Here is a 19,479-nt window from a genome sequence, read left to right on the forward strand (position 1 = left end):
CACATGAGCCCATCCATCGCTGCCAGCCAGCCCTCCACCGCAGGCCTGAGTCGGGCCCTGGTAACCCTGTTGGCGTTTTGCTGTGGCGCGATCGTCGCCAATATCTACTACGCCCAGCCGATTGTCGGCCTGATTGCGCCAGACCTTGGCCTGTCAGCCGAGCACGCCAGCCTGATCGTGTCGCTGACCCAGCTCGGCTACGCGCTCGGTCTGCTGTTACTGGTGCCTCTGGCAGACCTGGTGGAAAACCGCCGGCTGATGGTTGCTACCGCAGTGCTGGCTTGCATCAGCCTCGTCCTGGCGGGCACCAGCAGCAATGGCCAGGGTGGCTTGTTTCTTGGCTATGCCTTGTTGATCGGCTTCAGCTCGGTGTCGGTGCAGATGCTCATTCCTCTGGCAGCGCACCTTGCCCCTGAGCAACAGCGCGGGCGCGTGGTCGGCAATATCATGGGTGGCCTGTTGCTGGGGATACTGCTGGCACGGCCACTGGCGAGCGTGGTTGCTGACCACTTCGGCTGGCGCACAGTGTTTGTCGGCGCCGCCGGGATCATGCTGGCGATCATCCTGTTGCTGGCGCTGACCTTGCCGCGGCGGGTGCCTGAGCACAAAGCCAGCTATGCGCAACTGATGGCCTCTTTGGCAGGGCTGTTGCGCCGCTACCCGGTACTGCGTCAGCGCTCGCTGTATCAGGCGTTGATGTTCGCCGCGTTCAGCCTGTACTGGACGGCGGTGCCGATGGCATTGAGCGGGGAGCATGGCCTGTCGCAGAGCCAGATCGCATTGTTTGCCCTGGTCGGAGCAGTCGGCGCGATCGCTGCGCCATTGGCCGGGCGGCTGGCCGATGCCGGGTATGCCCGCCGCGGCTCTCTGCTGGCGCTGGTTCTGGCGCCGCTGGCGCTGTTGCTGGGCCTGAGCGCCCCAGGGTTCACCGTGATCGGCCTGGCGCTGAGCGGAGTACTGCTGGATTTCGCCGTACAGATGAACATGGTGATTGGTCAGCGCGAAGTGTATGCGCTGGACCCGGCCAGCCGCGGCCGATTGAATGCGCTGTACATGACCAGCATCTTCGTCGGCGGCGCAGCGGGCTCGGCGCTGGCCAGCCCACTGTATGAGCAGCTCGGCTGGCATGGCGTAGCGCTGGTGGGCGCCACATTGCCACTGTTGGCGCTGGGCATATTCGTGCTGCGTAGCCGGCGCGGTTGAAGGCGCCGCTTCAATGACTTCAGAGCGAGCGGACTCAGCTCAGGCGATCATTGCGGCGCACCAAACAAGCCGGTCCAGTAGATCCCGGCATCGCTCTTGGGGTCCACGGCGTAGGCCGCGCCCAGTTCGCTGAAATCCGGGTTCATCAGGGTTGCGCAATGGCCTGGGCTGGCCAGCCAGCCATCGATGACCTTGCGCGGAGTGTCCAGCCCGGCCGCGATGTTTTCGCCGACCAGCCGGTAGGAGTAGCCGGCCAGTTCGGCGCGGTCACCCGGAGTGCGGCCATCACGGTCGATATGATCGAAGAAGTTCTGATTGGCCATCGCCCGGGTATGGTCGGCAGCAACGCCGGCCAAGGTGGCGTTCCAGCCGAGCGGCGCGGCGGCGGCGAACGGCTGGCCACCGCATTGGCGTGGCAGCTGGCGCGCTGCATTGATCTCCTGCAGCAGCTTCTGGCCCTCTGCCTGCCAGTCACCGAGGCGACCACTGAGCAGCGGCCGAGCCAGCACGATGCGCCAGTCGCGGCCTTCCTGGCTGACGCCTATATCGACGAACTGCGGGTCGAGCACCACCTGGCAGAAGCTTTCGGCGATGGCCTTCATCGCCGCCGGCGCATCGCGCGGCCCGGACAGGCTGATCGCCTGCACGTTGACCATCGGGTAAGCCGCGCGGGACATTGCCTGCTGCAGGTCGCGGGTGCCTTCCGGCGACAGCGCCAGGCGGGTATCGCTGCTCAACGGCGGCAGCTCCAGCGAACCTTCGCCGGCGCAGCTCTGCGGCTGGCTGCGGTAGGCGTTGATCGACGCGATCAGTTGCCCTTCCTCGCTGGTGAACGCCTGGGCGCCACAAGACACACCCAGGCCCAGCGTCAGCACGGTAAGACAGGCAACGGATGACAGGACGCGCATGTGTATCTCCCTATCTGGCAGCGCGAGACTCGGCGCTGCTCATCCTACACAAGCATCTGGCTTTTGGCCCTGCGTCGTGCGGTGCAATTGAACGGCCGATTGTCGAACATTATCGGCAAAAGAGGGAGTAGACCTTTCTTGCTGAAAAAAGTGCGGTACTTGCTGGGAATTATTTGCATTCTCAGCAGAGCGCTAGCCGTTACTGTCCGCAGGCCAACAGCAGTGCAACAGTTTGCCCGTCGCCATTCACTGCCAATAAGGTCAAACCCAGCAAAATCAGGGAGTTGAAACCAGGCACAAGTCCTGCAATAGCCCTTGCACACCCCTTGGGCCCGTGCAGGAGCATCCTTGAATAACTCCATCCTCCCCCTGACCTTGCTGAGTACAGCATTGATGCTGGTCGGCTGCGAACGCACCGAGCAGGTCAACGCCCACGGCGATCAGCCGGTCCACGGCGGCACACTGGTGTACGCCACCGACCGCGAACCAACCTGCCTTGACCCGCACGTCGCCGGGGACATGCCGCAGGTATTCGTTGCTCAGCAATACCTCGACTCGCTGGTGTCGATGGACAGCCAGGGGCGGATCGGCCCGTGGCTGGCCACGCACTGGCAGGTCGCCGCGGATGGCCTCAGCTACACCTTCCAGCTACGCCGCGATGTGCGCTTTACCGATGGCACGCCGTTCAATGCCGAGGCAGTCAAGGCCAACCTCGATCACATGGCCAACCCCAAGACCCAGTCGAGTACCGCCGGTGGCTATATCCGCCAGTATCGTGGCACCGATGTGATCGACGAGTACACCGCTGTGGTCCACCTGGCAACGCCCTATGCAGCGTTTCTCGAAGTGCTGGCGCAGGGCTTTCTCGGTATTCAGTCGCCTACCGCGCTCAAGCGCAGCCGTGACGTCAACTGCGAAAGCCCGGTCGGCAGCGGGCCGTTCAAGGTGGCGCGCTGGGACCGGCAGAACCAGGTCGAGCTGGTGCGCAACCCGGACTACAACTGGGCGCCGCCAACCGCCCAGCACCAGGGCCCGGCTTACCTGGAACGGATCGTGTGGAAGTTCATCCAGGAGCCGTCGGTACGCTTTGCCTCGCTGCAGGCAGGCGAAGTCGATGTGATCGAAACCCTGCCGCCCGAATCCCACGAGGCCGCACGGCGCAACCCGGATGTCGAGCTGATCGTCGCCCAACGCCCGGGTAACCCCACCAACGGCACTTTCAACCTGCGTCGCGCCCCGTTCGATGATATCCGCGTGCGCGAAGCCTTTGTGCGCAGCGCCGATATCGAGGGCGCGCTGAAGAGCGTTTATTTCGGTGAATTCCCCCGCGCCGGCGGCCCGCTGAGCATGGCCACGCCGTTTTACAGTGCCGATTTCGAGCACAGCCAGGACTACCAGCCGGCCCGCGCCGGCAAACTGCTCGATGACGCTGGCTGGACCAGCCGCGATGCCGAGGGCTACCGCAGCAAAGACGGCAAGCGCCTGCGCGCGACGGTGTTGATCGGAGCACGCACACCGCCGTCGGAGCTGACCTTGTGGGAGCAGGTCCAGGCCACCACCCGCGAGGCCGGGATAGAGCTGGTGCTGGAGCAGATGAGCGATGTGCAGGTCACGGCCCGGCAGGCCGCCTGGGACTACGACATCCGCACTGGTTACTGGAACACCAACACCCCGGACGTGCTGCGGATCATCTTCAGCTCGGCCTTCGTCCAGCCGGCAGGGGTCGGTGGCTACCACCAGAATTCCTCAGGCTACGCCGATCCCGGCTTCGACAGCCTGCTTGATCAGGCCCTGGCCACGCAGCAGCCGGAGCAGCGCCGCGCGCTGTATCAGCAGGCCCAGGCGCAAGCCGCCGGGCAATACCTGCAGCTCACCACCTATCCGCAAAGCACCCGCCTGGGCATTTACAAGACCGCCCGAGGGGTGCGCCTGGAACCGTCGTTGGCGGTCACTTACCTGTATGACGCCTGGGTGATCAAATGAGCAGTGCAACTGAACTGGCAATAGCCGACCCGCGCCGCGAGCGCCTGGCCGCACTCGGCCGCCGCGCCGTAATACGCCTCGGTGGCGGGTTGCTGGTGCTGTGGGCCGTGGCGACGCTTACGTTTTTTGCCTTGCGTCTGATGCCGGGCGACCCGGTGCTGGCGATTCTCGGTGGTCCCAGCGGCAACCCCAGTCCGGAAACCATCGAAGCCACGCGCATCGAGTTCGGACTGGATAAACCGCTGGCCGTGCAATACCTGCTGTACCTGGGCCGCCTGCTGCAAGGCGACCTTGGCCTGTCCTACTCGCAGCACCTGCCGGTGACGCGGGTGCTGGCCGAGCAGGGCGGTGCGACGCTTGAGCTGACCATCGCCGCGTTGTTGCTGGCCTGGGTGCTGGTGTTGTTGCTGACGGTGATCACCGCCGGGCGCGGTCGTCTGATCGGCGGGCTGGCCTCGCTGGCCGAAACCCTCAGCGCCGCCTTGCCGCACTTCTGGCTTGGCGTGGTGCTGCTGGCGGTATTTGCCTTTGGCCTGCGCTGGTTCCCGCCGGCGGGCAGCGACAGCCTGGCCAGTTTGGTATTGCCGGCATTTTCTCTGGCCATTCCGCTGGCGGGTTTCATTGCCCAGGTGACCCGCGAGTCGCTCGAACTGACCCTGGAACAACCGTTCATTCTCACCGCCCGCAGCCGTGGCTTGAGTGACCTGGCCGTGCGCTTCCGGCATGCCTTGCGCCACGCCTTGTTGCCCGGGGTTTCGCTGTCGGGTTGGGCCATTGGCGCGCTGATCAGCGGCGCGGTGGTGTGCGAAGTGATCTTTTCCCGCAAGGGCATCGGCCGCCAGCTGTATCAGGCGGTGCAGGCCCAGGACATGCCGCTGGTGATCGGCATCAGCCTGGTAGTTGCCGCGGGCTATGTGCTGGCCAACATTCTGGTGGACCTGCTCTACCAGTGGATCGACCCCCGCCAACAGGAGGCCACGCCATGAGCGACCTGATACTTGACCGTGTGCAGGCGCCGCTGCGCCGTCAGCGCCGGATCAACCTGCCGCCAGTCGGCGCAAGCCTGGCCCTGCTGTTTCTGGCCGCGTTACTGCTGGCTGCGCTGTTTCCCCAGCTATTTACCCACGTCGACCCTCTGGCAATCGTGCCGCGCGATGCATTCCAGGCGCCGAGCTGGGCGCACTGGCTGGGCACTGATCAATCCGGACGCGACATCTTTGCGCGGATCATTCACGGCGCTCGCCAGAGCCTGTTGATCGGCGTCGCCGCCACGGCGTTGTCGATGACCATCGCAATCAGCCTGGGCTTGCTTGGCGGCCTCGGTGGTGCGCGGGTCGACCGCGCTGTCGGCTGGCTGCTGGAGGTGCTGTTTGCCTTCCCCAGCTTGATCCTGGCGTTGCTGTTCGTGGCGGTGTTCGGCAGCGGCGTCGGCACGCTGATCGTTGCCACCGGCCTTGGGGGTGCGCCCGGTTACGCGCGCATGGTGCGCGGCCAGGTGCTGGCGGTGCGCAACGCCGGCTACATCGAAGCGGCGCGCGCGCTCGGCCATCCCACCTCGCGGATTGTGCTGCGCCAACTGCTGCCCAACGCCATGCGCCCACTGGTGGTGACCATGACCATGGGCGTCGGCCAGGCCATTGTCTGGGCCTCGGCGCTGAGTTTTCTAGGCCTAGGCGCCCGGCCGCCGGCACCGGAGTGGGGGACCATGCTGTCGATGGGCCGCGACTTCATCGCCAGCGCCTGGTGGCTGACGTTCTTCCCTGGGCTGTTCATCGTTCTTACCACCCTGGCCACGACGGTCACGGGGCGCTTCATTCAACAACGCCTGGAGGGCCGCCAAGCATGAGTGACAAGACCTTGATCGTCGACGGCCTGACGGTGTCGTTCGCCGGCCAGAGTGTGGTCCGCGACCTGAGCTTTACCCTGGCGCCCGGGCGTTGCGTGGCCTTGGTCGGCGAGTCCGGCTCGGGCAAGAGCGTCAGCGCCCGGAGCCTGGTCGGCCTGACCGGCACGGGCGCCGTGGTGTCGGCGCGTCAGTTGCGCTTTGCCGACCACGACCTGCTTGATCTCAGCGAGCGTCAGTGGCGGCAGGTGCGCGGCAAAGACATCGGCTTTGTCTTGCAGGATGCGCTGGTCTCGCTCGACCCGTTGCGACCGGTCGGTAAAGAGATCCTTGAAGTGTTGCAGACCCATGGCTACGGCGACCGCCAGCAGCGTGCGGCGCGGGTGCATGAACTGCTTGAGCTGGTCGGCGTGCCGGACCCTGCACTACGCGCCCGCCAGCGCCCCGGACAGCTGTCGGGAGGCTTACGTCAGCGCGCCCTGATCGCCAGCGCGCTGGCCATGCAGCCGGCGCTGGTGATCGCCGACGAGCCAACCACCGCGCTGGATGCCACGGTGCAGGCGCAGATTCTGCAGGTGTTTCAGCAGATCAAGGCGCGCGGTGCGTCGCTGCTGATCATCAGCCACGACCTGGCCGTGGTTGCCCAGTTGGCTGACGAGGTGCTGGTGCTGCGCCATGGCGAAGTGGTCGAGCAGGGGCCGATGCAGCAGGTGCTGCGCGAGCCTCGACATGCCTACACCAAGGCGTTGCTGGCGGCGGTGCCAGCCGAGCATCCGCGGGGCACCCGGCTGTCGCCGCAACGCGTGGCCAGCACGCCCAGGCTGGTCAACCGTGGCCTGGGCGAGGTCCTGCTCGAAGGCCGTGACCTGGGCAAGCGCTACACCGGCCCGGACGGGCTGGCGCGGCAAGTGGTGCAGGGCGTCAGCTTCACCCTGCACGCCGGCCGCACGCTAGGCATCGTTGGTGAGTCCGGCTCGGGCAAAACCACCGTGGCGCGCCTGGCGCTGGGCCTGCTGACGCCAGACCAGGGCCAGGTGCTCTATCGCGGCAAACCCTGGAACCTGCCCGACGATGCCATCGCCGAGGCCAGCCGGCGGCCGCTGCGCCGCGAAATCAGCGTGATCTATCAAGACCCGCTCGGTTCGTTCGACCCGCGCTGGACGGTTGCGCAGATTTTGGATGATGCCTTGCAGGTCGCCGGCGTCGAGGCGCCAGCACGGCCGGCGCGGATTGCCGTGCTGCTCAATCAGGTGCGCCTTGCGGCGGACCTGGCCCAGCGCCGGCCGTTGCAGCTGTCGGGCGGCCAGCGTCAGCGCGTGGCGATCGCCCGCGCCATCGCAAGCGAGCCGAAGCTGATCATCTGCGACGAGCCGGTGTCGGCGCTGGACGTTTCGGTGCAGGCGCAGGTGCTGGATCTGCTCGCTGATCTGCAGGACGAACTGGGCCTGGCCTACCTGTTTATCTCCCACGACCTGGGGGTGATCCGCCATGTCAGCGACGACGTGCTGGTGATGCGTCACGGCCAGGTCGTCGAGCATGCACCGGTCGAGCAGCTGTTCCGGCAGCCGGCCCATAAATACACCCAGCGTCTGCTTGGCTCAGTACCGCGCCTGCCCGGCGCGGGCACTGAATTGGTCGTACCGCCGCTCGACCTCGAGCATGAGGCCTTCGACCTGTTCGACGAAGCAAGACTGTGGAAAATTGCCATCTAAGGACTACCCCATGACTACCTTTCAACGTTTGCCTGCCCAAGCCCCAGCCAATACCGTCGCCGCGCTAAAGGCCCGTGTCAGCGCCTTGCTGCCGGCGATTGCCGCCGGCGCTGCCGAGCGTGAGCGCGAACGCCGGCTACCCTATGCGGCCATCGCCGAGCTGGCCGCAGCCGGCCTGTACACCGTGCGTATCCCGCAGCAGTACGGCGGCCCTGGTGGCAGCGTCAGTGATGTGATCGAGTTGCTGCTGCAGGTGGCCGCCGCCGACTCCAACGTCGCCCAGGCGCTGCGCCCGGGCTTCGCCTTTGTCGAAGGCCTGCTCGCGGCCAGCGCCGAGGGTGCCGAACAGGAGCGCGTGCGCTGGTTTGCCGTGTACCTGCAAGGTGCGGTGATCGGCAATGCCGGCTGGGAGCTGGGCGGTGCCAATGGCGCCATTGCCGCGCGTTTGGTGCGCGAGGGCGATCACTTCCGCGCCAACGGCAGCAAGTTCTATAGCACCGGGGCGCTGTTTGCCGACTACGTCAGCGCGGTGGCGTTGGACGAGGACGAGCAGCCGGTGTCGTTCATCCTGCCGCGTGACCGCGAAGGACTGGAGCTGGTCGACGACTTCGATGCCATGGGCCAGCGCCTGACCGCCAGCGGCACCACCCACCTGCACAACGTGCGGGTCGAGGCCAGCGACATCCGCACGCGCACCGTGGAGGAGGGCAAACGCACCATCGTCACGCCGTTCCTGCAGCTGTTTCTCGGCACCGTGCTGGCTGGTATCGCCCGCAATGCCCTGAACGACGCGGGCCAGTTTGCCCGTGAGCATGCACGGCCCATCAAGCACAGCAGCGCCAGCCAGTCGGTCGATGACCCGTACGTGCAATTGTCGGTGGGCGATATTGCCGCCAGGGCTTTCGGTGCCGAGGCACTGGTGCTCAAGGCCGCCGCCAGTATCGATCGCGCCTGGGCCGCGCAGCTGGATGAAAGTGCCGTCGAGCAGGCTGCACTGGAAGTCGCCCAAGCGCAGTACCTGGCAGCCGAATTGGCGCTGAAAGCCGGCGAAACCCTGTTCGATGTCGGCGGTGCCTCGACCACTGGCCGTCAGCACAACCTCGACCGGCACTGGCGCAATGCGCGCACGGTGGCCAACCACAACCCGCGCCACTGGAAGGCGGCGGTAGTCGGCGCCTGGCAGCTCAAGGGCACCCGGCCACCCGTCTCGGGGCTGTTTTGACGGCTCAGCCGGCGGCTTTGGTCGGCCATCTGCAAAGCCCCAAGGTGCCGGTGATCATCGGCGCTGCGCTGTTCATGGAACTGCTCGACAGCACGGCGGTGATGACCGCGCTGCCGAGCATGGCCGCCGATTTTGGCGAGCCGGGGCTGCGCATGAACCTGGTGGTCTCGCTGTACATGCTGGCCCTGGCGCTGTGCGTGCCGATCAGCGGCTGGGCGGCCGAGCGTTTTCGCCCACGGCAGGTAATGCTGTTGGCGATGGGCTTGTTTACCGGCGCCTCGCTTACCTGTGCGCTGGCTGACACGCTCTGGCAACTGTGCCTCGGGCGCATGCTGCAAGGTGCTGCCGCAGCGCTGATGACGCCGGTGGGGCAGGTGATCATCCTGCGCTGGTCGAGCCGCGATCAGTTGCTGCAGTCGATGTCGTGGCTGGCGTTGCCGGCCTTGGTCGGGCCGTTGCTGGGGCCGCTGCTGGGCGGTTTGTTGGTGACGGTGCTGTCGTGGCACTGGATCTTTCTGGTCAACCTGCCGATCTGCCTGCTTGGCTGCTGGTTGATTCTCAAACATGTGCCGGACTTCCCGGCGCGCAGCGTACCGCCACTGGACTATCGCGGCCTGCTGCTCAGCGGCGGCGCGTTGGCGCTGCTGGTGGCTGGCCTGGAGTCGCTAGGCCTTGGCCAGTTGCCGCGGCCATGGGCCCTCGCGCTGATCGCCGCCGGCGGGCTGTTTGCCCTCGGCTATTGGCTGCATGCCCGCCGCCATGCCAGCCCACTGGTCGACTTGAGCCTGTTGCGCCTGCGCAGCTTTGGTGTTGCCCAGGCGGGCGGGGGGCTGTTCCGGCTGGGCTCGGCGGCACAGCCGTTTCTGCTGGTGCTGTTGCTGCAAAACAGCCTGGGCATGAGCCCACTGGCGGCGGGGTGGTTGATGGTCAGCGGCGGCGTCGGCGCGTTGTTGATGAAGTTGCTGGCAGTGCCGCTGGTACGCCGTTACGGCTACCGCCGGGTACTCAGCTGCAACGCACTGCTCAGCGGCGTGGGCATCGCCTTGTGCGCAGCGTTCGACCGCGATACGGCAGTGTGGTTGATGGCGGTGGTGCTGTTTGCCGCAGGCCTGGTGCGCTCGTTGCAGTTTTCCACCCTGGGTGCAGCGAGCTATCAGGATGTGCCAGGCGAACGCTCGGCGGCGGCCAGCTCGCTGTCGGCGATGTCGGTGCAGTTGACCATGGCCATGTCGGTAAGTCTGGCTGGGGTGATGCTGGGGATCCTGGCCGCGGCTGATGGCCGGGTCGAGACGTCTGTCGAAGATATCGCTGTAGTGATGCTGCTGTCGGCGCTGCTGTGTGTGCTCTCGGGTCTGGTGTTCCGGCGTTTAGCCAACTGATTGAACGGGGCCGCACACCAGCCCCGTTCATTGGTCGATCAGTGCGCGCCGGCGGCCTTGCTCAGGTCGCTCTCGGCCCACTCGGTGTAGATGCAGGCATCGGCCACCGCCCAGCGCACCTTGACCGTGTCGCCCGGCTGCATCGGCATACCGGCTGCCGACAAGGCCTTGACCGTCATCTCGGTGCCGCCTGCGCTGACCACATGGCAGGTCTGGCTTTCACCGAGGAACAACACTTCGCTGACCTTGGCACTGACTTCGTTCCAGCCTGCCGGCAAGGGCTCCCGCGCTGCCTGTTCGGCGCTCAGGGCGAGGGCTTTTTCCGGGCGCACCATGATCAGCGCGTCCTGCCCGGCGACCAGCCCAGGGGTCAGGCGAATCGCCAATGGCTGCCCTTCGAAACTGCCGGCGCCGTTGCTGCTGGCCTTGATCCGGAAGAAGTTCGAGTTGCCCAGGAACGACGCCACAAAGGCATTCGGCGGGTTCTGGTAGAGGTCATAACCACTGCCCAGGCCGACGATCTTGCCGTGGCTGAAGATGGCGATGCGCTGCGACAGGCGCATGGCTTCTTCCTGATCGTGGGTCACGTAGACGATGGTGATACCGAGGCGACGGTGCAGCTGGCGCAGTTCGTCCTGCAGGTCTTCGCGCAGCTTTTTGTCCAGTGCGCCGAGCGGCTCGTCCATCAGCAGGATGCGGGGCTCGTAGACCAGCGCGCGAGCAATCGCCACGCGCTGCTGCTGGCCGCCGGAGAGCTGCGCCGGGCGGCGGTGGGCGAACTGCTCGAGCTGCACCAGCTTGAGCATGGCGTCGACGCGCTTGCTGATCTCGCTGGCGCTGAGCTTGCGGATCGCCAGCGGGAAGGCAATGTTGTCGCGCACCGACAGGTGCGGGAACAGCGAGTAGCGCTGGAACACCATGCCAATGTCGCGCTTGTGCGGCGGCACATTGACCAGCGATTGCTCGTCGACCAGGATCTCGCCGCTGCTCGGTGTCTCGAACCCGGCCAGCATCGACAAGGTGGTCGACTTGCCCGAACCGCTGGAGCCGAGGAAGGTCAGGAATTCGCCGTTCTGGATATCCAGGTTGATGTTGTCGACGGCGGCGAAATCGCCGTAATGCTTGTTCAGATTACGCAGGCTGACAAGGGTCTTGTTCGGCGCGTTGTCTTTCATCACTGCACTCATTGTTATTGTCTCCGGGCACTCAGGCGCTGACTGGATTGCGCCGGCGCAGGGCGGCGGCGATGAGCATGACCAGGAGCGACAGGCCGATCAGCAACGTCGAAGCGACGGCGATCACCGGGGTCAGGTCCTGGCGCAGGGTGGTCCACATTTTGACCGGCAGGGTCTGCAGGTTGGGGCTGGCCATCATCACACTGAGCACCACCTCGTCCCACGACACCAGAAACGCGAACAGGCCGCCGGCGATCATCCCCGGGCGAATCGCCGGGAAGGTCACCTTGAAGATCGCCTGCAAGCGCGAGGCGCCGCAGATCACCGCAGCGTCTTCGATCGACTGGTCGAACAGCTTCAGCGAGTTGATGATCGAGATGATGGTGAAGGGCAGGGCGACGATCACATGGCTGACGACAAAGGCGAACAGCGTCCCGGTGTAGCCAAGCTTGAGAAACAGCGCGTAGACCGCCACGGCGATGATCACCAGCGGCACGATCATCGGCAGGGTAAACAGGCCGTAGAGCATTTCCCGCCCGGGGAAGCGCCCGCGCACCAGGGCGAAGGCGGTCGGCAAGCCCAGTGCTACTGCGCACACGGTGGTGAGCACGGCAACCTTGAGGCTGGCCAGAGCGGCGTCCATCCACTCCGGGTTGGAGAAAAACTGGCCGTACCACTTCAGGGTCCAGCCTGGCGGTGGGAATACCAGCCATTGCGAGGAGCCGAATGACAGCAGCACGATGAACAGGATCGGCAGCAGCAGAAACGCGGCAATCACACCGGTGGTGGCATACAGGCCAAACCGCAGCGGGCGGCCCATGGCATTTGGAGTCAGGAGCATCGCGGCTTACCTCGCATTGCCGACCGGGGATTCCGGCTGCAGCTTCAGGTACAGGTAGAAAAGCACCAGGGTGATCAACACCAACAGTGCGGCGGCAGCGCTGGCCAGGCCCCAATTGAGGAACGACTGCACCTGCTGGACGATGAACTCGGGCAGCATCATGTTCTGCGCACCACCGAGCAGGGCCGGGGTGACGTAGTAACCGAGCGACATGACGAACACCATCAAGGCCCCGGAGAACAACCCCGAGCGGCACAGCGGCAGGAACACCTTCCAGAAATTGGTCCACGGGCTGGCCCCACAGATGGAGCCTGCCTGCAGCACCATCGGGTCGATGGCGTGCATGGTTGCCTGCAACGGCAGCACGATGAACGGGATCATGATGTAGCTCATGCCGATCACCACGCCGGTCAGGTTGTGCACCATTTCCAGCGGCGCATCGATGATGCCCATCGCCATCAACGCCTTGTTGATCACTCCGGAGGCCTGCAGCAGCACCAGCCACGAGTAAGTCCGTGCCAGCAGGCTGGTCCACATCGACAGCAGCACGATGTTCAGCAGCCAACGGCCCCAGCCCTTCGGTACCAAGGTGATCGCCCAGGCCAGCGGAAAGCCCAGCAGCACGCTGATCAAGGTCACCAGGCCGGCCACCGAGAAGGTGTTGAACAGCACCCGTGCATAGGCCGAGTTGGCGAACAGCTGCTCGTAGTTGCCCAGCCCCGGCACCGGTTCGAGCACGCCGCGCAGGAGCAGGCCGATCAGTGGCGCAAAGAAGAACAGGCCTAGGAACACCAGCGCGGGCAGCAGGTTACGGCTACCGCGCCAGCGTTGACCCATCCCGCTGCGGCGGGTGGCCGTGCCGGGGGCGCCGGTGCCGCTGGGGGCACCTTGCGCGTTGTGCAGGGCGTTGATGGCGACTTTCATTTGACCAACCACTCATTCCAGCGCGCAGCGATGGCCTGGCCGTTTTTCGCCCAGTAGGCGAAGTCCAGCGTGACCTGATCCTGGGCGTAGGCGGTGGGCAGGTTCGGCGCCAGTTCAGGTTTGAGCTGGCTGACGCTGTCGAGGTTGACCGGGGCGTAGGCGGTGAGATTGGCGAACTCGGCCTGGCCCTTGGCGCTGCTGGCGTTGGCCAGGAACTTCATCGCCGCGTCCTTGTTCTTGGCGCCTTTGGGAATGACCAGAAAATCAGCCATTACCAGGTTCTGCTTCCAGCTCACACCGACTGGTGCGCCGTCTTGTTGCAAGGCATACACGCGGCCGTTCCAGAACTGCCCCAGCGACACTTCACCAGACGCCAGCAGTTGCTGCGACTGGGCGCCGCCGCCCCACCAGACGATGTCTTTCTTGATGGTGTCGAGTTTCTTGAAGGCGCGGTCCAAGTCCAGGGGGTACAGTTTGTCGGCGGCTACACCATCGGCCAGCAGGGCCAGTTCCAGCACGCCGGGGCTTGGCCACTTGTACAGGGCGCGCTTGCCGGGGAAGGTTTTGGTGTCGAACAGCGCCGACCACTCGGCCGGCTTGTTGCTACCAAGCTTGCCTTCGTTGTAACCGAGCACAAACGAGAAGAAGAACGAGCCGACGCCGTGGTCGGAAACGAACCGCGGGTCGATCCGGTCGCGTTTGACGGTGTTGAAATCCAGCGGCTCGAGCAGGCCTTCTGCTGCGGCGCGAAGGGCAAAGTCGGCTTCGACGTCCACCACATCCCACTGCACGTTGCCACTCTCGACCATGGCCTTGAGCTTGCCGTAGTCGGTCGGGCCGTCCTGCACCACCTTGATGTTGCTCTCTTTGGAGAACGGCTCGGCCCACGCCTGCTTCTGCGCGTCCTGGGTCGTACCGCCCCAGCTGACGAAGTTGAGGCTGTCGGCGGCCTGGGTGGCCTGACAGGCCAGGGTCAGCAGGCTGGCGGACAGCACTGCGCTTACACGTTTGCTCAACAGCATGGTTACGCCCTCGTTACTTTTGTTATTCGAGGCGGGTTCTGTCACCCGCCAATATGTTCGGGAGCAGCAATTTCAACGATGTGGTGCGGCCAGTTTTGAGTGTAGGAGCCGGCCAGGATTTTAAGGTCTACGGGATATCATATTATGGTATTCCAAGCTTTTCGCAAGAGGCATCCGTGTACCGGCGGTCAGCGATTGCTCAAAGCACAGCGGGCTCGAACGGGATGCTTTGCACCACTTCAAGCTCATACCCAGCCAAACCCGCGTACTTGAGCGGCGGCCCCAGATGGCGCAGTTTGCCCACGCCCAGGTCCTGCAGAATCTGCGCGCCGGTGCCGACCTCCGAATAGACCTTGGACTGGCCTCGCTGATAGGGCCGCACGGGCTGGGTCAGGTGTGGCACACGCTCCAGCAGCGCTTGCGAAGACTCGTGATTGGCCAGCACAACCACTACCCCGGAGCCTTCTTCAGCGACCCGTTGCAGGGCGGCCCACAAGGTCCAGTTGGCGGGACCGGCGTACTCGGCGCCGACCAGGTCGCGCAGCGGGTCGATTACATGCACACGTACCAGGGTGGGTTGTTCGCGGCGGATATCGCCCATGACCATGGCCATGTGCACGCCACCTTCGATCCGGTCTTCATAGGTCACCAGACGGAAGGTGCCGTGCACGGTGGGCAGTTCGCGCTCACCGATGCGCTTGATGGTCTGCTCGGTGCTCAGGCGATAGTGGATGAGGTCGGCGATGGTGCCGATCTTGATGCCATGCTCGGCGGCGAACACTTCCAGGTCGGGGCGGCGGGCCATGGTGCCGTCGTCATTGAGCACTTCGACGATGACCGAGGCCGGGCTGAACCCGGCCAGGCGTGCCAGGTCGCAGCCGGCTTCGGTATGCCCGGCCCTGGTCAGCACGCCGCCTTCGCGGGCGCGCAGGGGGAAGATATGCCCCGGCTGGACCAGGTCCTCGGGGCGAGCATCGGCCGCCATCGCAGCCGCTACCGTGCGCGCGCGATCAGCGGCGGAGATACCGGTGGTGACGCCGCTGGCGGCTTCGATGGAAACGGTGAAAGCGGTGCTGAACACGCTGCCGTTGCTCGGCACCATCTGCTCCAAGCCCAGCCGCTGGCAGTGCTCGTCGGTGAGCGTCAGGCAAATCAGCCCGCGTGCCTGGCGCGCCATGAAGTTGATCGCCTGGGCGTCGCAGCGTTCAGCCGCGATCAGCAGATCGCCTTCGTTTTCACGGTCTTCGTCGTCCACCAGCAGGACCATCTTGCCTTGCCGATAGTCCTCGAGAAGTTCTTCGATGCTGTTGAAAGCCATGTTGCACGCTCGCTGTAGTTTGTCGATTATTGTGGTATACCATCATACACAAAAATCGGAAAAACTGGAGAGCAGCGGATGAAGGCTTACTGGATCGCCCACGTCGATATCAGCGACCTCGAGCAGTACCAACAGTACACCCAGCGCGCGCCGGCAGCGTTCAAGGCGTACGGCGGCAAGTTCCTCGCCCGGGGCGGGCGCAGTGAAGCGTTGGAAGGCAGGCCGACACCGCAGCGCAGTGTGGTGATCGAGTTCGATTCTTATGAGCAGGCACTGGCCTGCTATCGCTCGGCGGAATATCAAGATGCCTGTAGCCACCGACAAGGGGTGGCCAAGGCTGAGGTAATCATTGTTGAGGGGTTCGAGGGTTGAGCACTGCGTGAAGCAGGTGAGGGGCCAGCACTGATGGCCCCTCTGCTCATGCCATCCCAGGCAGCTCGTTCGGGCGCAGGTCGAATACCAGCACTTCGGCGTCGTGGCCGTTGGCCAGGCTCAGCACCTGCTCCTGACGTAGCCGCACGCCGTCACCTTCGCTGAGCAGCTGGCCGTTCAGCTCGATGCTGCCGCGGGCAACATGCACATAGGCATGACGGTTGTCCGGCAGCTTCAAGGTGGCACGCTCATCACCGTCGAACAGCCCGGCATAGACCTTGGCATCCTGGCGCACCTGCAGCGAGCCCTGTGCACCATTCGGCGAGATGATCAGGCGCAAGCGGCCACGTTTGTCAGCAGCGCTGAAGTGCTGCTGCTGATAGCGCGGCTCGGCGCCTTTGACCTGCGGCACGATCCAGATCTGCAGAAAATGCACCGACTCGTCATGGCTGTGGTTGAACTCGCTATGGGCAACACCGTGGCCGGCGCTCATCAGCTGCACGTCACCGGGGCGGATCACCGAGCCGGTGCCGAGCGTGTCCTTATGTTCCAGCGCGCCTTCCAGCACGTAGGAAAAAATCTCCATGTCCCGGTGCGGATGCTGACCGAAGCCCTGGCCGGGCGAGACGCGGTCGTCGTTGATCACCAGCAGGTCGGAGAAACCTTGCTCTTCAGGGTCGCGATAGCTGCCGAAGGAGAAGGTGTGAAACGATTTCAGCCAGCCATGAAAGCCCAGGCCGCGGTCTTGTGCTTTGCGAAGTGTGAGCATGGTGATTCTCCTGTGAGCCTGCGCCGGGAAGGCTTTGGGCTGTTGATGGATGAATCTTACTGTCACTCAGTATCATGAAAAACTAGCTTCTCAGAGATTAACTGTCAGGTTCAGGCTGACAATCGTGCGCCAATAGAGCGAGGTGGGCTTTATCTGGATCTATCATCAACCGACTGATTCAGTTCAATGATCTCGAGGCTTTTCGATCAACCAATAAACCAATAGATGCCCAGGCAGACAAAAGCCGCTATAAAGCGCTCGACCGTCACCAAGAGCAACCCGATGAACCCATACGAAGACATGCGCATTTTCACCCAGGTCATGCAGGCCGGTAGTTTCACCGCGGCAGCCGACCTGCTGGGCATGTCCAAGCAGTCGGTCAGCCGGCGCCTGATGCAGCTTGAAGAACGCCTCGGCGTGCGCTTGCTCAACCGTTCGACCCGGCGCCTCGACGCCACCCCACTGGGCCAGCAGTACTTCGATTCTGCCGTGCGCCTGCTCGGCGAGATGCAGCAGGCCGAGCAGGACATCAGCGGCCAGACCCAGGCTCTGCGCGGGACCCTGCGCTTGAGCGCGCCGCTGTCGTTTGCCATCAGCCATCTGGGCAGTTTGCTCACCGAGTTTCTGCAACTGCATGCGCAGTTGATCGTCGAGATCGACCTGAGCGACCGCGCTGTGGACCTTATCGGTGAGGGCTACGATCTGGCGCTACGGATTGGCACGTTAGAGGACTCAAGCCTGGTTGCGCGGCGTATTGCAAGTATCGAGCGGGTGTATTGTGCCAGCCCGGGCTACCTAGCCGCGCGCGGCACACCGCTCGAACCCGAAGCGCTGCGCGAGCATGATTGCCTGCCCTATGGTCATTCACGGCAGGTGCAGTGGCAGTTCAAGGGGCAGGGCAAGACACTGCAGGCGATCGCCGTCAGTGGGCGCATGCGGGCCAACAATGGCGAGCTATTGAGAGATGCGGCGATTGCCGGGATGGGGGTGACCTACTTGCCGGCTTTCATCGTCGAGCAGGCGCTGGCCGACGGGCGTCTGGTCAAGCTGCTCGAGGCCTGGACACCGCCGCCGCTACAGCTGTCGGCGGTGTATCCGCAGCACCGCCAAATCGCTCGGCCGGTGCAGGCCTTTGTCGAGTTTCTGCGCAAGCGACTGTAGCCAAGCCGGGCCGGCGCGAGGCCAGCCCGTGATGGCCTTGGCTCAGGCAGCTGCGGCCAGTTTGGCGCTGGTCTGGCGCCGACGGTAAGCGCTATCGCGGCTGGCCAGCCACCAGTACAGCGGCGAGGTGATCAGCAGCCCCACCAGCCACGACAGGTCGGCGCCGTTGATGTGCTCGGACACCGGGCCGACGTACAGCGGGGTGTTCATGAACGGGATCTGCACGATGATGCCTACGGCATAGGCCAGCAGCGCCTGCGGGTTGTAGCGGCCGTAGATACCGCCATCGACCTTGAAGATCGACTCGATGTCGTAGTCGCCCTTGTGGATCACATAGAAGTCGATCAGGTTGATCGCGGTCCACGGCACCAGTACCACCAACAGCACCAGCACCATGTCGACGAAGTGGCCGATAAAGTCCGCCGAAGCAAACACTGCCACCACGCAACACGCCGCAAGCACGATCAGCGACAGCACCGCACGGCTCTTGGCGGTGGGGATCCAGCGCCAGGCGAAGGTCTGGATCAGGGTGATGATCGACAGCACCGCGCCGTACAGGTTGAGCGCGTTATGGCTGATCACGCTGAGCAGGAACAGCACCAGCATCAGCGGGCCGATGGCGCCGGTGGCCATCTTCACCGCGTCCATGGTGTCCATCCCGACCGGGATTGCCAGCACGGCCACGGCGCCGAACACGAACGACAGGCTGGAGCCGAGCGCCGAACCGAGATAAGTGGTCCAGAACGTCGAGGAGACTTTGACGTCGGCGGGCAGGTAGCGCGAATAGTCGGACACATACGGCGCAAAGGCGATCTGCCACAGCGCGGCGAGCGAGACCGTGGCCAGCCAGCCGGCCAGGTTGAAGCCGCCGCGGGTGAGGAAGTCGTCGCTTTGCACATGGCTGAAGATATAGCCAAAGCCGACCACGATACCGATGCCCAATACCCAGGTGCCGATACGGTTGAGCACATGGATGAAGCGGTAACCGATGATGCCGATGATGCCCGATCCCAGCGCCCCGACCACGATGCCGACCGATACCGGAATCGACTCCGCGACACCGTGCAGTGACTTGCCGGCAAGAACGATATTGGATGCGAAGAAGCCGATGTACATGACCCCGGCAATCACCACCACCAGCAGGGCGCCGAGCGAGCCGAACTGGGCGCGGCTCTGAATCATCTGCGGGATGCCCATCTGTGGCCCCTGCGCCGAGTGCAGCGCCATCAGCACGCCGCCGAGCAAGTGGCCAACCAGAATGGCGACGATGCCCCACACCAGGTTCAGGTGAAACAGCTGCACGCCAAGCGCGCCGGTGACGATCGGCAGCGGCGCGATATTGCCACCGAACCAGAGGGTGAACAGATCCCTGACCTTTCCGTGGCGATCCTGCGGCGGTACGTAGCCGATTGTATGTTTTTCTATCAGAGGGGCCGAATTGGCTGCACTGGTCATGACTGACTCCAAGGCAAGGAGGGGCGTCGGGTGATCCCCGGGTACGCGCCGGCAATGGGCGACGTGTTCTTGTTGGAGGGATGATGGCGGCTGGTCGGCGAACGAGAAATTAGTAAATATGTACTCATGAACGTTAAAAAACCTAAGGCTGAACTCGGCCTGAAAGGTCTTGGCGAGCAAGCTTCGTGCCGG

The 19,479-nt window shown here is 64.4% G+C and carries 17 protein-coding genes; 9 read left to right on the forward strand and 8 right to left on the reverse strand.

What is annotated here, in order from left to right; genetic code table 11:
* Positions 1 to 3 precede the first annotated feature (3 nt).
* Positions 4 to 1,203 carry an MFS transporter gene (locus IDM28_RS09400; protein WP_101318753.1) on the forward strand — a complete coding sequence of 400 codons (1,200 nt, stop codon included), beginning with the start codon at positions 4 to 6 and terminating at the stop codon, positions 1,201 to 1,203.
* Between the two features lie 47 nt (positions 1,204 to 1,250).
* Here the strand turns inward: IDM28_RS09400 and IDM28_RS09405 are convergent, their stop codons facing one another.
* A complete protein-coding gene (locus IDM28_RS09405; protein WP_188035782.1) occupies positions 1,251 to 2,111 on the reverse strand; it encodes a CAP domain-containing protein in 861 nt (286 codons plus the stop codon).
* Between the two features lie 393 nt (positions 2,112 to 2,504).
* On the opposite strand from IDM28_RS09405, the gene IDM28_RS09410 reads away from it, so the two are divergent.
* Genes IDM28_RS09410 through IDM28_RS09435 form a run of 6 tightly spaced genes read left to right on the forward strand, consistent with a single transcriptional unit; the run spans position 2,505 to position 10,250 of the window.
* A complete protein-coding gene (locus IDM28_RS09410) occupies positions 2,505 to 4,094 on the forward strand; it encodes an ABC transporter substrate-binding protein (RefSeq protein ID WP_150572935.1) in 1,590 nt (529 codons plus the stop codon).
* Positions 4,091 to 5,080, forward strand: coding sequence for an ABC transporter permease (locus tag IDM28_RS09415; RefSeq protein ID WP_150569481.1), 990 nt, complete (start codon positions 4,091 to 4,093; stop codon positions 5,078 to 5,080). Before IDM28_RS09410 ends, IDM28_RS09415 begins: the two co-directional genes overlap by 4 nt.
* A complete protein-coding gene (locus tag IDM28_RS09420) occupies positions 5,077 to 5,940 on the forward strand; it encodes an ABC transporter permease (protein WP_150569480.1) in 864 nt (287 codons plus the stop codon). The genes IDM28_RS09415 and IDM28_RS09420 overlap by 4 nt, the downstream gene beginning before the upstream one ends.
* Positions 5,937 to 7,649, forward strand: coding sequence for a dipeptide ABC transporter ATP-binding protein (locus IDM28_RS09425; RefSeq protein ID WP_188035783.1), 1,713 nt, complete (start codon positions 5,937 to 5,939; stop codon positions 7,647 to 7,649). The genes IDM28_RS09420 and IDM28_RS09425 overlap by 4 nt, the downstream gene beginning before the upstream one ends.
* 10 nt (positions 7,650 to 7,659) lie before the next feature.
* The gene (locus IDM28_RS09430) at positions 7,660 to 8,871 is read left to right on the forward strand and encodes an acyl-CoA dehydrogenase family protein (protein WP_101318763.1); all 1,212 of its coding nucleotides are present in this window, start codon (positions 7,660 to 7,662) and stop codon (positions 8,869 to 8,871) included.
* On the forward strand, positions 8,868 to 10,250 hold the full coding sequence (locus IDM28_RS09435; protein WP_150569477.1) for an MFS transporter: 1,383 nt from the start codon (positions 8,868 to 8,870) through the stop codon (positions 10,248 to 10,250). The genes IDM28_RS09430 and IDM28_RS09435 overlap by 4 nt, the downstream gene beginning before the upstream one ends.
* 38 nt (positions 10,251 to 10,288) lie before the next feature.
* On the opposite strand, the gene IDM28_RS09440 is transcribed toward IDM28_RS09435, so the two are convergent.
* From IDM28_RS09440 to ribBA, 5 genes are all read right to left on the reverse strand, one after another.
* On the reverse strand, positions 10,289 to 11,437 hold the full coding sequence (locus IDM28_RS09440; RefSeq protein ID WP_101318767.1) for an ABC transporter ATP-binding protein: 1,149 nt from the start codon (positions 11,435 to 11,437) through the stop codon (positions 10,289 to 10,291).
* A 19-nt stretch (positions 11,438 to 11,456) separates the two neighbouring features.
* Positions 11,457 to 12,266, reverse strand: coding sequence for an ABC transporter permease (locus IDM28_RS09445; RefSeq protein WP_103437076.1), 810 nt, complete (start codon positions 12,264 to 12,266; stop codon positions 11,457 to 11,459).
* Between the two features lie 6 nt (positions 12,267 to 12,272).
* On the reverse strand, positions 12,273 to 13,190 hold the full coding sequence (locus tag IDM28_RS09450; RefSeq protein ID WP_101318771.1) for an ABC transporter permease: 918 nt from the start codon (positions 13,188 to 13,190) through the stop codon (positions 12,273 to 12,275).
* Positions 13,187 to 14,212: an ABC transporter substrate-binding protein gene (locus IDM28_RS09455; RefSeq protein ID WP_101318773.1), complete on the reverse strand. Its 1,026-nt coding sequence runs from the start codon at positions 14,210 to 14,212 to the stop codon at positions 13,187 to 13,189. The genes IDM28_RS09450 and IDM28_RS09455 overlap by 4 nt, the downstream gene beginning before the upstream one ends.
* Before the next feature lie 199 nt (positions 14,213 to 14,411).
* Positions 14,412 to 15,530 (reverse strand): bifunctional 3,4-dihydroxy-2-butanone-4-phosphate synthase/GTP cyclohydrolase II, encoded by a 1,119-nt coding sequence (gene ribBA / locus IDM28_RS09460; RefSeq protein WP_150569476.1) that lies wholly within the window; start codon positions 15,528 to 15,530, stop codon positions 14,412 to 14,414.
* 78 nt (positions 15,531 to 15,608) lie between these two features.
* Between ribBA and IDM28_RS09465 the strand changes: the two genes are divergently transcribed.
* Positions 15,609 to 15,902 (forward strand): DUF1330 domain-containing protein, encoded by a 294-nt coding sequence (locus IDM28_RS09465; RefSeq protein WP_181087725.1) that lies wholly within the window; start codon positions 15,609 to 15,611, stop codon positions 15,900 to 15,902.
* Between the two features lie 46 nt (positions 15,903 to 15,948).
* On the opposite strand, the gene IDM28_RS09470 is transcribed toward IDM28_RS09465, so the two are convergent.
* A complete protein-coding gene (locus IDM28_RS09470; RefSeq protein ID WP_188035784.1) occupies positions 15,949 to 16,671 on the reverse strand; it encodes a pirin family protein in 723 nt (240 codons plus the stop codon).
* Between the two features lie 282 nt (positions 16,672 to 16,953).
* Between IDM28_RS09470 and IDM28_RS09475 the strand changes: the two genes are divergently transcribed.
* Entirely contained in the window at positions 16,954 to 17,832 is an 879-nt protein-coding gene (locus IDM28_RS09475; RefSeq protein WP_188035785.1) for a LysR family transcriptional regulator, read from the forward strand.
* Positions 17,833 to 17,874: 42 nt separating this feature from the next.
* Here IDM28_RS09475 and IDM28_RS09480 read toward each other — a convergent pair whose 3' ends face one another.
* Positions 17,875 to 19,287, reverse strand: coding sequence for a purine-cytosine permease family protein (locus tag IDM28_RS09480; protein ID WP_188035786.1), 1,413 nt, complete (start codon positions 19,285 to 19,287; stop codon positions 17,875 to 17,877).
* Between the last annotated feature and the right edge of the window lie 192 nt (positions 19,288 to 19,479).

The sequence above is a fragment of the Pseudomonas sp. EZ-C24 genome (assembly GCF_014525325.1).
GTDB classification, from domain to species: Bacteria; Pseudomonadota; Gammaproteobacteria; order Pseudomonadales; family Pseudomonadaceae; genus Aquipseudomonas; species Aquipseudomonas shirazensis.

Excerpts from the sequence above, each read along its gene's own strand:
- IDM28_RS09400 (WP_101318753.1), top strand. The coding sequence starts at position 4 with ATGAGCCCATCCATCGCTGCCAGCCAGCCCTCCACCGCAGGCCTGAGT.
- IDM28_RS09405 (WP_188035782.1), bottom strand. The coding sequence starts at position 2,111 with ATGCGCGTCCTGTCATCCGTTGCCTGTCTTACCGTGCTGACGCTGGGC.
- IDM28_RS09410 (WP_150572935.1), top strand. The coding sequence starts at position 2,505 with ATGCTGGTCGGCTGCGAACGCACCGAGCAGGTCAACGCCCACGGCGAT.
- IDM28_RS09415 (WP_150569481.1), top strand. The coding sequence starts at position 4,091 with ATGAGCAGTGCAACTGAACTGGCAATAGCCGACCCGCGCCGCGAGCGC.
- IDM28_RS09420 (WP_150569480.1), top strand. The coding sequence starts at position 5,077 with ATGAGCGACCTGATACTTGACCGTGTGCAGGCGCCGCTGCGCCGTCAG.
- IDM28_RS09425 (WP_188035783.1), top strand. The coding sequence starts at position 5,937 with ATGAGTGACAAGACCTTGATCGTCGACGGCCTGACGGTGTCGTTCGCC.
- IDM28_RS09430 (WP_101318763.1), top strand. The coding sequence starts at position 7,660 with ATGACTACCTTTCAACGTTTGCCTGCCCAAGCCCCAGCCAATACCGTC.
- IDM28_RS09440 (WP_101318767.1), bottom strand. The coding sequence starts at position 11,437 with ATGAGTGCAGTGATGAAAGACAACGCGCCGAACAAGACCCTTGTCAGC.
- IDM28_RS09445 (WP_103437076.1), bottom strand. The coding sequence starts at position 12,266 with ATGCTCCTGACTCCAAATGCCATGGGCCGCCCGCTGCGGTTTGGCCTG.
- IDM28_RS09450 (WP_101318771.1), bottom strand. The coding sequence starts at position 13,190 with ATGAAAGTCGCCATCAACGCCCTGCACAACGCGCAAGGTGCCCCCAGC.
- IDM28_RS09455 (WP_101318773.1), bottom strand. The coding sequence starts at position 14,212 with ATGCTGTTGAGCAAACGTGTAAGCGCAGTGCTGTCCGCCAGCCTGCTG.
- ribBA (WP_150569476.1), bottom strand. The coding sequence starts at position 15,530 with ATGGCTTTCAACAGCATCGAAGAACTTCTCGAGGACTATCGGCAAGGC.
- IDM28_RS09465 (WP_181087725.1), top strand. The coding sequence starts at position 15,609 with ATGAAGGCTTACTGGATCGCCCACGTCGATATCAGCGACCTCGAGCAG.
- IDM28_RS09470 (WP_188035784.1), bottom strand. The coding sequence starts at position 16,671 with ATGCTCACACTTCGCAAAGCACAAGACCGCGGCCTGGGCTTTCATGGC.
- IDM28_RS09475 (WP_188035785.1), top strand. The coding sequence starts at position 16,954 with ATGAACCCATACGAAGACATGCGCATTTTCACCCAGGTCATGCAGGCC.
- IDM28_RS09480 (WP_188035786.1), bottom strand. The coding sequence starts at position 19,287 with ATGACCAGTGCAGCCAATTCGGCCCCTCTGATAGAAAAACATACAATC.